The sequence below is a fragment of the Ruthenibacterium intestinale genome (assembly GCF_040096265.1).
GTDB lineage: Bacteria > Bacillota > Clostridia > Oscillospirales > Ruminococcaceae > Ruthenibacterium > Ruthenibacterium komagatae.
Genome location: NZ_JBBMFA010000073.1, coordinates 1 through 12,564 on the forward strand (window position 1 = coordinate 1; position 12,564 = coordinate 12,564).

Here is a 12,564-nt window from a genome sequence, read left to right on the forward strand (position 1 = left end):
GGGCATCCCATCAGGATGCCCGCCCGGTTTTTTCTTTGCGTCACAGGAAACGCCGGATGTCCACCGCCAGCGCCTGTTCCAGATGGATCAGCCGTTTGGCGATGTCCTTGGCCTGCTCGCTGGCGGCCGTATACTGATTCAGATATTTGTTCAGAGATTTGACGCCCATGTTGCAGCCGTCGGTGATCAGGTCGGCCACGGTGCGGTCCGAGTCTTCCATGGCCAGCTTCACGTTGGTTTTCACCCACGACATGCCCTTGGCAATGGGGTTGGGGTCCTTGCCTTCGTCGTGGTACTGGTTTAAAAGCGCCTGAATTTCTCCCTGCAATGTCAGGTGTTCTTCCTTGCACCGGGTCAAAAACTGCCGCAGCGTGTCGCTTTGCACATCGGGCAGAATGTCCGCAATGGACTGTGTGCCCATCTGCACGCCGGCGTCGCATTCCCGCAGCAGACGGATGGTGTCCTGTTCGATCATAAAAGGGCCTCCTTCGGGTGAGATACTTCTAGGATTCCCTTAAAATCAACGGTTATTCCCGCGCCAGCCCAAACAATGCCAGGTTCAGAACTTTTTGGGAGACATCCATCATACTGTGCACGTCGGTGGTCTCGTAGTTCTGAAGCAAAGAGGGGAAAACCGCTTCCAGACTTTCCAGATAGCGGGCCGCGTCTTCCCGGCTCAGGCCCGGGCGAAGGGGCAGCCGCGCCGCCACCGCCGCCAGAAACGCCCGGTTCTGCGCCGCCACCGGAGCGCGCAGGCGGGCAATGTCTTCCCGCAGCGGCACGGGCGTGCGCAGCATGGCGCTCTCGAAAACCGTCCGTTCCCGCTCATGCTCCCGGAAAAAGAGTTCCCGGGCTGAAAAATAAAGCTGAATCGCCTGTTCCGCATCCTGCTGTTCCAGGGCGGCGCGGCGGCTTTCCAGATACTGCGCCAGCGCGCGGAAGGTGTGCTCCACACACAGAAGGAACAAGGCTTCCTTGCTGGTGTAATAATGGTACATCATTCCCTTGGAGATGGCGTGGCGGGAACAGATGGCGTCCATGGTCACGTCTTCAAAAGGCTGTGTGCCGAACTCGTCCATGGCCGCCTCAAAAATTTTGGCCCGGCTGCGGGCCTGACGTTCCTGCTGGGTCATGCCGGCACTTCCTTTCCGGTGCCGGGCAGTTCGCCCGCCCACTCGAAGCCTTTTTTCGCCATGAACACCGCAATGACCTCATTGATGACCGCGGCTGCCGCAATGGTCCCCTGCAGGATGGAAGCGCACTCGGGGGCGGGACCGCTCAGAACGGATACCGCGATACCGGTGAATACCAGCGACACGCCGGAGTGCGGCAGCAGGGTAAAGCCCAGAAAATTGCGCACGGTTTTGGGCGCGCCGGTCACGGCGGCCCCCAGATAGGCCCCGCTGTACTTGCCCACAGCCCGCGCCAGAATGTACACGGCAGTATAGATCCCCGCGCCGAAAATCAGATGATAGTCCAGCGGCGCACCCAGGTTCAAAATGACCACGATCAGCCCCACCCCGATGACGGGATTCATCACGCGCATGATGTTTTCCAGAAGAGCTTCGGGAATGCAGTTGGCAAATGCCGCGGAAAAGGACATGCCCAGCAGCATGAAGTTCAGCACAGGAACCGGCAGAAGCGCATTTACCAGCGCGCCCAGTCCGGCGGTGGCTGCAAGCAGGACCAGCATGGTACCAAAGGCCTGGCGCGGGGTCCGCGCGCGGCACATCCGGCGCCCGGCCAAAAAGCCCATCGCTCCGCCCAGCGGAACCGGAAGAAACACCAGCACCAGAATGCCTGCCACCGGAATCCCCACCGAGGAGATCTGCGCCGAAACCAGCGCCACCACTACAAAGAACACCGTGGCGCCCACCAGGTCATCCAGCGCGGCCATGGGCATGAGGGTGCGGGTCACCGGGCCGTTGGTCTTCAGCTCGTTCACAATGGAAAGCGAGGGCGCAGGCGCTGTGGCCAGCGCGATGCCGCCGAACAAAAACGCCAGATAGACCGGCACGCCCGTGATGCGGAACACGCAGGCAAACACCAGGCTGACCACTGCAAAGGTGTCCAGCGATTCGGTCACGGTGGTGACCAGGATCTGCCGCCCGGCACTGCGCAGCTTTTTCCACAGCAGCTCGGTGCCGATCATCAGGCCCGCAACGCACTCCAAAAGGTGTTCCACACTGCCGAACCAGGCCGCGTCCAGCGTCTGCTGGTCCAGCAGGTTCAGAGCATGGGGCCCCAGCACCATCCCTGCGATCAGCCAGCCCAGAATGGCGGGCATTTTCAGCTTTGAAGCCAGCTTGCCGGCTCCGAAGGCCAGAACCATGACCGCCAAAAGCCGCAGAATCTGTAAAAAAATCATCCGTTTCGCATCCTTTCAAAAAAACAGACGGAATCGTCTATAAACGAGTATGGCACGGATGCGCCGGGACATCTGTAAAAATTTTGTGAAGGTTTGTTCGCTTTACGAAAAGCCCCTTTTCATGGTATAATAACAATGATTATGCGCCCGTTACGGCGCCTTTTGGAGGAACTTTATGTTAACAGTGACCGACGTCAGTCTTCAGTTTCAGGGCAGCACCCTGTATAAACACGTGGACCTCAAATTCGCGCCCGGCAACTGCTATGGCATCATCGGCGCCAACGGCGCGGGCAAATCAACGCTTCTGCGCATTTTGTCCGGCGCGCTGGAACCCACCACCGGCTCGGTGTCCATGGGGGCGGACGACCGCATGAGCGTGCTGGAGCAGGACCACTACAAGTACGATGAATACAGCGTGATGGACACGGTCATCATGGGCAACCGCAAGCTGTACGACATCATGAAAGAGAAAGAGGCCCTGTACGCCAAACCCGATTTCTCCGATGCCGACGGCGAGCGCGCCGCCGAGCTGGAAGGCGAATTCGCCGAGATGAACGGCTGGGACGCCGAGACCGAGGCCGACCAGCTTCTCAACGGCCTGGGCATCCCCATGGAGCTGCACTACGCCCCCATGTCTTCGCTGGATGGCCGCCAGAAGGTAAAGGTGCTGCTGGCCCAGGCACTGTTCGGTCAGCCCACCATCATTCTGCTGGACGAGCCCACCAACGGCCTGGACATCGACGCCATCGACTGGCTGGAGAACTTTCTCATCGATTATCCCTACACCATCATCGTGGTCAGCCATGACCGGCACTTCCTCAACGCCGTGTGCACCCACACCGTGGACATCGACTACAACAAGGTGCAGATGTACGCGGGCAACTACGACTTCTGGTATGAATCCAGCCAGCTGATGCAGCAGCTGATCCGCAACCAGAACAAGAAAAAAGAGGAGAAGATCCGGGAACTGCAGTCCTTTATTCAGCGGTTCTCGGCCAACAAATCCAAGTCCAAGCAGGCCACCAGCCGCAAGAAGATCCTGGATTCCATCGCGCTGGAAGAGATGCCTGCCTCCAGCCGGAAATATCCCTTTGTGGGCTTTTCGCCCGAGCGGGAGGCCGGCAAGGACATTCTGTTTGTGGAGGGCCTGACCAAGACCGTGGACGGCGTGAAAGTGCTGGACAACGTCAGCTTCATCGCCAACAAAAACGACAAGATCGCCCTGGTGGGAGACAATGAGGCCGGAAACACCGCCCTGATGAAGATTCTGATGGGCGAAATGGAGCCGGACGCCGGCAGCTTCAAGTGGGGCGTATCCACCAGCCAGAGCTACTTCCCGCAGGACAACTCCGCCTTTTTTGAAGGCTTTGAAGGCAACCTGATCGACTGGCTGCGCCAGTACAGCGAAGATCCCGCCGAGACCTTCCTGCGGGGCTTTCTGGGGCGGATGCTGTTCTCCGGCGACGAGGTGTACAAACCCGCCAAGGTGCTCAGCGGTGGTGAAAAGGTTCGCTGTATGCTCAGCCGCATGATGATGACCCATGCCAACGTGCTGGTGCTGGACCAGCCCACCAATCATCTGGATCTGGAGAGCATTCAGGCGCTGTCCAACGGGCTGGCCTCCTTCAAGGGCAACCTGCTGTTCTCCTCGCACGACCATCAGTTCATCGACGAGATCGCCAACCGCATCATCGAGATTCCTCTGGGCCAGCCGGGCTGTCTGGACCGGCCGGGCACGTATGAGGAGTTTTTGGAGTGGAAGCATTCCCGCCAGGCATAAGGAGGCTTTTTCGTGGACATTCGGTTGATCGGGCTGGACCTGGACGGGACGGTCTTTGATTCCCAAAAGCGCATTTCGCCCCGCACGCGCAGTGCCATCGCGGCGGCGTGTGCCCGGGGCGTGGCGGTCCTGCCTGCCACGGGGCGGCCCCGGGCGGGTCTGCCGGACGCGTTTGTGCAGATTCCCGGCGTGCGCTACGCCATTACCTCCAACGGCGGCGCCGTCTACGATCTGGCCGGCGGCCGCTGCATGGCGGTGGATCCGCTGCCCAAAGAGGACGCCCTGTGGGCGCTGGTGCGGGGCAGGGAGCTGGGCGGCCTGATCGACGTTTATGTGGAGGGGCGGGCCTACACGGGCGCCGCTACCTTTGAGGCGCTGGTGGCGGCGGCTCCGCCGGCCATGCGCACGTACTTTTCCACCACGCGCACCGTGGTGGAGGACCAGGTCCGCTGGCTGGAAGCCGAGACCCGGCCCGTGGAAAAACTGACCATGCTGTTTACAAACGAGGCTCTGCGCGACACGGCCTTCCGGGTGTATCAGGACAGCGGCCGGTTTGAAGTGACCAGCAGCATTCCCAACAATCTGGAGCTGAACGGCAAAGGTGTGGACAAGGGAAAGGCGCTGCTGACCCTGGCCGGTCTGCTGGGGCTGGACCGGTCTCAGGTGATGGCCTGCGGCGATTCCATCAACGATCTGGCCATGCTGCGGGCCGCGGGGCTGGGCGTGGCCATGGGCAATGCCGCCCCCGAAATTGCGGCGGCCGCCGACGTGCGCACCGCCTGCAACGATGAGGACGGTGTGGCCAAAGCCATCGAGCGGTATGTGCTGGGCCAAAAAGGAGAGGATTGAAATGGATGCGCGGGCTTTTTCCCGGGATGGATATCTGACCGATCAAAGCAGGCTGCGGGATGTGCCTTACGGGCGCTTTTCCTCGGCCCGGTCGGGCTGCGGATGGGTGGCGGCGTACAACATTCTGCACGCGGCCGGCTGGAATCCCAGCGCGGACCGGGTTCGCCGGGGGCTGGAAAAAGGGCTTTTGCTGGGCGGCGTGCTGGGCACCAACCTGTTCTTTCTGCTGGCGTGGCTGCGCTGTCAGGGACTGCGGCCCCGGCTGGCGCTGTCGCCTTTGACCGCCGCTTTGCGCATGCGCCGTTGCCCGGCGGGCTTTGTGTATTATTTCACCGGCCGGGGAATGCATTTCGCTGCGTTTGTACCGGCAGGTCAGGGTCGGTTCCGCTTTTTGAACGCGGTGTACGGCCGTCCGGTGGTGTGCACGCTGGACGAGTTCCGCCGCAGATATGCCCGGCTGTCCTGCTGCTTTTTGTTTACCGTTTCATGAAAAGAGCCCGGTCCCTGAGGGGGCCGGGCTTCGGTTTTACATCCATTTTCCCAGAATGCGGCGCATGGGGCGGGGCTCCGGGACATCCGGCACCGCGCCCTGAAACAGCGCGTCTGCACTGTTCAAAAGGCGGCCGACCGTCTCTTCGCCGCATGTTCGGCGCACGAGGTCCAGCGCTTGTCTCAGCCGGGGCGGCCGTCTGGCGGGGGAGTGCACGTCCGTGGCCAGCGTGTGGATCATTCCGTGGCGGATCATACGCACCAGCAGGCGCTGCTGTTTCGTGCGCGCCAGCAGACCGGAAGCGTTCATCTGCGTGCAGACGCCCGCCTCGATCCAGTCGCAAAGCAGGTTGGGGTTTTCACGCACAAAGGCGTACCGCTCCACATGGGCGATCAGGGGGATGAACCCTTGCCGCGTCAACTGATGCAGCACATCGCCGGTGCCCTGAGGGAGGTAGGCGGGCGGAAATTCAATCAGCAGAAGCGGCGTGCCGGCCAGACACAAAGGGCGCGGGTCGGTCTCCGCCAGCTGGGAAGAGTAGAAAATCTCTGCCCCCGGCTTCAGCTGTGGGGGATGCTCTTCCGCTTTCAGGGCCTGGGTCAGAAGGGCCATCGCCTCGTCACGCCGGCGCAGAAATTCCTCGATCGTCTGCTCAAAGCGGAAGTGCGGCGTCAGCGCGATCCGGGTCACGCCGTCCGCCCTTTGGGCGCGCAGCAGCGCAAGGCTCATATCCAGGTTTTTCGCGCCGTCATCCACGCCGGGCAGGATGTGTGTGTGCAAGTCTGTCATAAAACCCCTTCGTTGAACGTGTTTTCTAAAAGAAGTTTACCCCCAATCAGCGCAGTTATCCGCTGCCGGCGCGGGGATCAATCAAAAACTCCCGGACGGGCCGCACCCGTCCGGGAGTTTTTTGTCAGCGCAAGAAATAGACCAGTTCGTCCTGCGGGGGCGTGGTGGGCGTCACCTGGGACGCGCGCAGCCAGGGGCCCTCGCCACCGTAAATCTCGTGGCGTTTTACATCCAGTTCGGCCGTCACGTCCACCCAGCTGCGGTGGCGCAGCTGCGCGGCGTTGTCCGCCTCGCACAGCACGCCGATGAAGGAGATGTCCTCCGCACAGCAGGTCATGCCGAAGCGCCCGGCCACAAAACAGCCTTTGGGGGCGCGCTTGGTCTGGCACACATATGCCTTGAAATGAATGTGCTTGCCCCGGTACTTGTCCGGGTTTTCCATTGCATCCAGATACCAGATGCCGAAATCCTCGTCCCGCAGCTCGATCACCGGCGCTTTCAGGTCAAAGGGCAACTCGTCCTCGATGTCGTCGGGCCGGATGCTGCCGTCGGTGTATTCGTAGATGATCTGCGCCCGGCGGTTGACCATCCGCACGGCCCGGTGCAGGTAGGTGCGGTCGGTTTTGTCGGTGCAGCGGTTGAAAATGACCACTTCCGGGTCCTGCAGTTTGTCCACGGCCAGCTGGCGCATGTTGTTCATGTAGGAGGGGAAGGTGGTGGAATCCGCCGTCAGCAGGATCTGATAAAATTCCCAGCCTTTGGGCAGCGCGTCGTACAGCGTCTGCAGATTCCACATGCCGTTGTACTCAATGATCACGCGGTCAATGCGCCGCTGCTTGGTCTGGCTTTCCAGAAACTCCCGGGTCAGGTCCTGTTCGTTTTCCACCGGGACGATGGTCACGTTGCCGCCCGCGAATTTCTTGGGTTCCAGTTCGATCTCGCCCTCTTCGCACAGAAGCAGCAGGGTCTTTTCCCCGGTGCAGAAATCCGGGTCTTCCAGCGTTTCCTGCAAAAAGGTGGTTTTGCCCGACTCCAAAAATCCCGTGAACAGATAAATGGGAATCGCCATGGTCATTCCTCCCTGCTGAACAGCGCGGCCAGCGCGCCGGTGTCCAGCCCGGCGCCGATCACGCACAGGCGGCCGGTGTAATCCGCCGCACCGGTGCGCACGTTCTGCTCGCCCGGCACATAGTCAAAGTGCAGCCAGGTGCCGTCCTCGGTAGGCACAATGCCCTTGGCACGCAGCACGCTGCCGTATTTGCCGGTGTCCAGCAGATCCAGCAGTGCGCACAGTTTTTCCTTGCTGTATTTGCGCGGCGACTCGGTGCCCCAGCTGGTGAACACCTCGTCTGCATGGTGGTGGCCCTCGTGGTCATGGCCGCACCCGCATTCGTCGTGATGATGCTCGTGGTCGTGGTCGTGGTGGTGTTCATGTTCATGCTCATGCTCGTGCTCGTGCTGGCAGGCTTCGCAGGTGCAGCCTTCCTCGTGGTGATGCTCGTGATGGTGCTCCTCACGGGCAAGGGCCAGCAGCTCTTCCTGCAGGCTGTTTTTCTGCTCCATGGCCTCCAGCAGCTGGGCGCCGGTGAGCTGCGACCAGGGCGTGGTGACAATGGGCGCTTTCTCGTTGTGAGCGCGCAGCAGTTCCACCGCCGCGTTCAGCCGGTCCTCACTGATGGAGTCGGTGCGGCTGAGGATGATGGCGCTGGCGTGCTCAATCTGGTTGTTGTAAAACTCGCCGAAGTTCTTCATATACAGGCGGCACTTGCTCGCGTCCGCCACAGTGACGAAGCCGGCAAGTTCCACGTCCGCATGCAGGTTCTGCACCGCGCGGATCACGTCGCTGAGCTTGCCCACGCCCGACGGCTCGATGAGAATGCGGTCGGGATGGTATTCTTCCAGCACTTTCTCCAGCGCTTTGCCGAAATCGCCCACCAGGCTGCAGCAGATGCAGCCGGAGTTCATCTCGGTCACCTGAATGCCCGCCTCTTTCATGAAGCCGCCGTCAATGCCGATCTCGCCAAACTCGTTTTCGATCAGCACCAGTTTTTCGCCCTGGTACCCGTCGGCGATCAGCTTTTTGATCAGCGTGGTTTTACCCGCGCCCAAAAATCCGGAAAAAATTGTAATTTTGGTCATACTTACGTTCCTTTCTTTGATAAAAAAACGCCGCAGCCCCGCTGCGGCAAACCTGTTCAGCCCCGGCAGCCAAGGTCATCCCAATCCTGAAAATCCTCCGCACAGGCGATTTTCAGAGGGTCCAGCACCCTTTCGGGGGCCGAGGACGCACCGGCCGCGTCCACGGGATTGGCGTTGGGGCCCTGATCGGGCTGATTGTGGGAAGACAGAAGATCGGCCAGCGGATCGTCCTGCTGCGGTGCGGCAGGGGTCGGTTTGCCGGCGCGAAGTTTGCGCCGAACCGCCAGCGCACCCGCTGCAAAGGCGCACAAAAGCCCCGCGCCCAGGGCAATGGCCGTTTGCCGTCGATTCATATTCCTTCGCCTCGCTTTCTCAAGGGAAAACGGCCCCGGCTCATGCCGAGACCGTTCTTATTATATAACACAGCAGTCAAAAGATGCAAGCGCCGAACCGCGTTTGTCCGTCACAAGAAACCGGACGCCGTCCTTCCGCTGAACGGTCAGAGGGGCAGCGCCCTGCGTTTGCACCGGCGCGGCGGTGTGCGCCAGGTCCTGCAGCACCAGGTCGGCGGCGCAGGCCGTGGGGCAGCAGGTCAGCATCAGCAGCACCGTCAGGATCACCGTCTGTGCCGCCCGCCGGGGCCGGGGCGTCCGCAGACACACCAGCGCCGCAGGTACCAGCGTAAAGGCGGCCCACAGCCACGGGAAGGCGCGGCTGTCCTCCGCAAACAGAAAGCGGTCCATGGCGGCGGGCGCCATCGCCGCCAGCAAAACCGCGGGCAGAGCCAGCAGCGGGTAGGGCAGCAGCGCGTGCATGGCCTTCCAGGCGGGGGTGGCTTCCTGCAACCCGCCCAGGGCGGTCACCGGCGCGAACACAACCAGGCAGACCATCAGCGGCAGGGGGGCGGCGCCCATCCAGAGCACCGTATCTCCCAGGCGCAGCCCTCCCAGGGCAAACAGCGCGGGCGGCAGAAGGCAGCCGGCCCACAGGGCGGCCAGGGCCAGGGCCAGAGACACCCGCGCGGCGTTCAGATACAGATGCATGCGGCTGCGAAAGGCGTTTCGCCAGCACTGCACAGAGCGGCCGGCGACGGGCGGCGCAACCAGCTGGATGGGGATCTGCCGCGCTTCGGCCCAGTTTCGCACCCGCTGAAATTGGCACATTCCGCTGCGGGCGGTGAAAAAGACGCGCCCGTCCACCCCCAGCAGCGCCAGGCTGCGCCCCGGGCAGCTGCGCACCGAGGCGATCTGTTGGACGGTCCGCTCCTGCCGGCGGCCCCACAGGTCAAAGCGCAGCAGCGTGCCGTCGGACAAAAAGAACAGGGCGCGGTTGCGCCGGTCCAGCAGGGCCCGGGCGCCCAGTGCCGTCAGCAGCAGGCCGGCCGCCGCCCAATACCCGGCGCTCAGCCCCTGCCGGGCGGACCACACTCCCATCCCCAGCAGGGCCAGGCCCAGGGGCCAGCAGAAAAAGGCGGGCACCAGAGCGCCGTCCCGGCGGCGCACCCCGGCGGAAAACGTGACCTCCTGAGGCGGCCGCACCGGGAGAAACAGCAGGCCCAGCCCGGTCAGCGCCGCCCCGAACAGGGCCAGCCGCAGGGCCCAATCCCCCGGCGAAAGGGCAAAGCCCGCCAGCGCGCCCAGCAGGATCCCCGCGCCGGAGAACCGGCAGGCCCGGTTACCCGGGGCCCGGGCGGCCTGGTCCACGTCCGGCTCATGGGCGTAGCGGGAGAGGGGATCCGTCTCCAGCTTCTGACCGCAGGCCGGGCAGCGGCAGGCGTAGCGCAGCGCGATGGTGCTGTGAGGCATTCGGGGCAGGGCGGCGTGGCAGTGGGGGCAGACCCAGTGCTCTGTCAGAATGTGAATGGTCCGGTTGGCCCGCCAGGGCGCCGTGCCCACCAGCGCAAGGATCATGGCCATGGCGAGGATGCTCTGCCCGCTGAGGACCAGCGCCGCCAGCAGCACGGCCTCGACCGCCGCCAGCACCGTCAGGACCCGGCGGTCCAGCTTCTTCAGCGCGGCCGCGGTGGCCCGGTAGGTGGGGTTGCAGGCGCACCGCTCCTCCCGGGTGCGGGGCTCGACGAGACCGCCCTCCTCCAGGTATTGGGCGAACAGTGCCACCGCCGTGCACAGCGAGGACGAATCGGCCATGCGCAGGTTGCGGTACACATCGCCCAGAAAGAGCACACGGTCCCCCGCGGCGCGCACTTCGCCGCAGGGCGACTGCACCCGCAGACCGTCCTCGCCCCAGGTGAAGGAACAGTGGGGCGCCTGGGTTTTCAGGCGCTCGGCCAGCGCTTTTAAATCGTTCATATTCACTCCTCCCCGCTTATGCCACCATTGTAAAACATGCCGTCCGCAGATGCAAGCAAATCGGTTTGACGAACGCAAAAGGGCGTGCTATGATGAAAAAAACAGGCCGTGCAAACGGCAAATTTTGAATTGCAGGAGGTTGGATCCATGAGACTGGAAGGCAAGATCGCGCTGGTCACCGGCGCGGCCAGTGGCATTGGCCGGCAGACGGCCATCACCTTCGCGCGGGAGGGCGCCCAGGTGTTTTTGTGCGACATCAACGAAGAGGGCCTGCAGCAGGTCAAGGCGGAGATCGAGGCCGCCGGCGGCCGGGCCACCGCGCTGAAGCTGAACGTCACCGACGAGGAGGACTGGAAGAACGCGGCCCGGGTGGTGCGCGAGAGCTGCGGCAAGCTGAACGTGTTCTTCAACAACGCGGGCATTCTCATCGTCAAGCCCATCGAGGAGCTTTCGCTGGATGAGTGGAACCGCGAAATGGCCATCAACAGCACCGGCCCGTTCCTGGGCATCAAATACCTGGCGCCGCTGCTGGTGGCCAGCGGAAACGGCTCCATCATCAACACCTCGTCCGACGCGGCCACTTTCGGCTTTGTGAACCACGCGGCCTACGGCGCCAGCAAGGCGGCCATCGCCATGCTCAGCCAGGTGGCGGCGGCGGAGTACCGCAACAAAAACGTGCGCTCCAACTCCATCCACCCGGCCTGCTGCGCCACCAACATGCTGCTGCGGGACGATGAGGACATCCGCAAAAATCCGGGATATTTCACCCCCATGGGCCGCATTTTGGAACCGCAGGACATCGCAAATCTGGTGCTGTTCCTGGCCAGCGACGAGTCCGCCAACATCACGGGCGCCAAGTTCGCCATCGACGGCGGCGAAACCGGTTTTTCCATCGGCATGCCCCTGGAGACAAAATAAAACAAAAAGGAGACGGACCCGCGGGTCCGTCTCCTTTTTTCAGCCGCGGCTGGCCGTGGCGATCAGATATTTGTAAATTTGCGGGCGGTACTTTTCGTACAGGCCCAGCTGCTCATACAGTGCCTTATAGTAGGGGAACAGGGTGGTTTTTGTTTTGACCACGCTGATGAGGTCGATCTGGGAATTGGTGATGCTGGTCCGGTTTTTCACATAGTAGTACACCGGCGCGTCCAGCGCCGCGAAGCGCTGTGCGTAGCGAATGTACTCCAGATTGAACAGAAAATCCTCGCTCCAGTTCAGTTCCTCGTGGCAGCGGATGTGGTTTTCCTGCAAAACGGAAGCGCGGTACAGTTTGTTCCACAGAACGCCGTAGTAAAAACTGGCCGGCTCTTCCATCAGCTGCCGGGCAAAGTCCAGATGGTCCATGACTCCCGTGTCCTGCAGAAAGCCGTGTACCGTGATCTTTTCCGCCTTCACCCGGTAGTAGCGGGCCACTACCAGATCGCAGTCGTCCGCCAGCGCCCGAGCCACCAGCTTTTCGGTGGCGTCCGGCGGAAGGTAATCGTCGCTGTCCAGAAACTGCACAAAATCACCTTTCGCCGCGTCCAGCGCGTCGTTGCGCGCGGCGGACACACCCTCGTTTTTCTTGTCCAGCACATGAATGCGCCCGTCCACCCGTTCATACATGCGGCAAATGGGGCCGGATGTGTCGCTGGAACCGTCGTTCACCAGCAAAAGCTCCCAGTTTTCATAGCTTTGTTTTCGCACGCTTTCAATGCAGCGGGCCAGGTCCGGCGCCGCATTGTACACCGGGACAATGATGGAGACAAGGGGATTGGTCACACAAAAACCTCCTCGTATTATAAAGTAGTAGTGTTTATAGACCCTCTCCAAGGTCTATATGCTATACTGTTGGAGATAC

Annotated in this window: 13 protein-coding genes; 4 read left to right on the forward strand and 9 right to left on the reverse strand. The window is 62.0% G+C overall.

Annotated features, from left to right (window positions below; genetic code table 11):
- Positions 1-40: 40 nt before the first annotated feature.
- The 3 genes from WMO24_RS05500 to WMO24_RS05510 are packed head-to-tail and all read right to left on the reverse strand — an operon-like array spanning position 41 to position 2,365.
- Positions 41-475 (reverse strand): hypothetical protein, encoded by a 435-nt coding sequence (locus tag WMO24_RS05500; RefSeq protein ID WP_349215317.1) that lies wholly within the window; start codon positions 473-475, stop codon positions 41-43.
- A 52-nt stretch (positions 476-527) separates the two neighbouring features.
- Positions 528-1,133 carry a TetR/AcrR family transcriptional regulator gene (locus tag WMO24_RS05505; protein WP_349215318.1) on the reverse strand — a complete coding sequence of 202 codons (606 nt, stop codon included), beginning with the start codon at positions 1,131-1,133 and terminating at the stop codon, positions 528-530.
- Entirely contained in the window at positions 1,130-2,365 is a 1,236-nt protein-coding gene (locus WMO24_RS05510) for a cation:proton antiporter (RefSeq protein ID WP_435413810.1), read from the reverse strand. Before WMO24_RS05510 ends, WMO24_RS05505 begins: the two co-directional genes overlap by 4 nt.
- Before the next feature lie 178 nt (positions 2,366-2,543).
- Between WMO24_RS05510 and WMO24_RS05515 the strand changes: the two genes are divergently transcribed.
- From WMO24_RS05515 to WMO24_RS05525, 3 genes are read left to right on the forward strand one after another with little or no spacing between them, the layout of a single operon-like run.
- Positions 2,544-4,148 carry an ABC-F family ATP-binding cassette domain-containing protein gene (locus tag WMO24_RS05515; protein ID WP_349215320.1) on the forward strand — a complete coding sequence of 535 codons (1,605 nt, stop codon included), beginning with the start codon at positions 2,544-2,546 and terminating at the stop codon, positions 4,146-4,148.
- Between the two features lie 12 nt (positions 4,149-4,160).
- The gene (locus WMO24_RS05520) at positions 4,161-4,997 is read left to right on the forward strand and encodes a Cof-type HAD-IIB family hydrolase (protein ID WP_349215321.1); all 837 of its coding nucleotides are present in this window, start codon (positions 4,161-4,163) and stop codon (positions 4,995-4,997) included.
- A 1-nt stretch (position 4,998) separates the two neighbouring features.
- A complete protein-coding gene (locus WMO24_RS05525; RefSeq protein WP_349215322.1) occupies positions 4,999-5,487 on the forward strand; it encodes a hypothetical protein in 489 nt (162 codons plus the stop codon).
- A 36-nt stretch (positions 5,488-5,523) separates the two neighbouring features.
- Here the strand turns inward: WMO24_RS05525 and WMO24_RS05530 are convergent, their stop codons facing one another.
- The 5 genes from WMO24_RS05530 to WMO24_RS05550 all read right to left on the reverse strand — a co-directional run bounded on the left by WMO24_RS05530 (position 5,524) and on the right by WMO24_RS05550 (position 10,724).
- Positions 5,524-6,276, reverse strand: coding sequence for a tyrosine-protein phosphatase (locus WMO24_RS05530; RefSeq protein ID WP_349215323.1), 753 nt, complete (start codon positions 6,274-6,276; stop codon positions 5,524-5,526).
- Positions 6,277-6,400: 124 nt separating this feature from the next.
- Entirely contained in the window at positions 6,401-7,345 is a 945-nt protein-coding gene (locus tag WMO24_RS05535; protein WP_349215324.1) for a TIGR03943 family putative permease subunit, read from the reverse strand.
- 2 nt (positions 7,346-7,347) lie between these two features.
- Positions 7,348-8,415, reverse strand: a complete 1,068-nt coding sequence (locus tag WMO24_RS05540) for a CobW family GTP-binding protein (RefSeq protein WP_349215325.1) — start codon at positions 8,413-8,415, stop codon at positions 7,348-7,350.
- A gap of 56 nt (positions 8,416-8,471) precedes the next feature.
- On the reverse strand, positions 8,472-8,768 hold the full coding sequence (locus WMO24_RS05545) for a hypothetical protein (protein WP_349215326.1): 297 nt from the start codon (positions 8,766-8,768) through the stop codon (positions 8,472-8,474).
- 60 nt (positions 8,769-8,828) lie between these two features.
- On the reverse strand, positions 8,829-10,724 hold the full coding sequence (locus WMO24_RS05550; protein ID WP_349215327.1) for a hypothetical protein: 1,896 nt from the start codon (positions 10,722-10,724) through the stop codon (positions 8,829-8,831).
- A 147-nt stretch (positions 10,725-10,871) separates the two neighbouring features.
- On the opposite strand from WMO24_RS05550, the gene WMO24_RS05555 reads away from it, so the two are divergent.
- Positions 10,872-11,642, forward strand: a complete 771-nt coding sequence (locus WMO24_RS05555) for an SDR family NAD(P)-dependent oxidoreductase (protein ID WP_349215328.1) — start codon at positions 10,872-10,874, stop codon at positions 11,640-11,642.
- Positions 11,643-11,681: 39 nt separating this feature from the next.
- On the opposite strand, the gene WMO24_RS05560 is transcribed toward WMO24_RS05555, so the two are convergent.
- Positions 11,682-12,485, reverse strand: a complete 804-nt coding sequence (locus WMO24_RS05560) for a glycosyltransferase family 2 protein (RefSeq protein ID WP_349215329.1) — start codon at positions 12,483-12,485, stop codon at positions 11,682-11,684.
- Between the last annotated feature and the right edge of the window lie 79 nt (positions 12,486-12,564).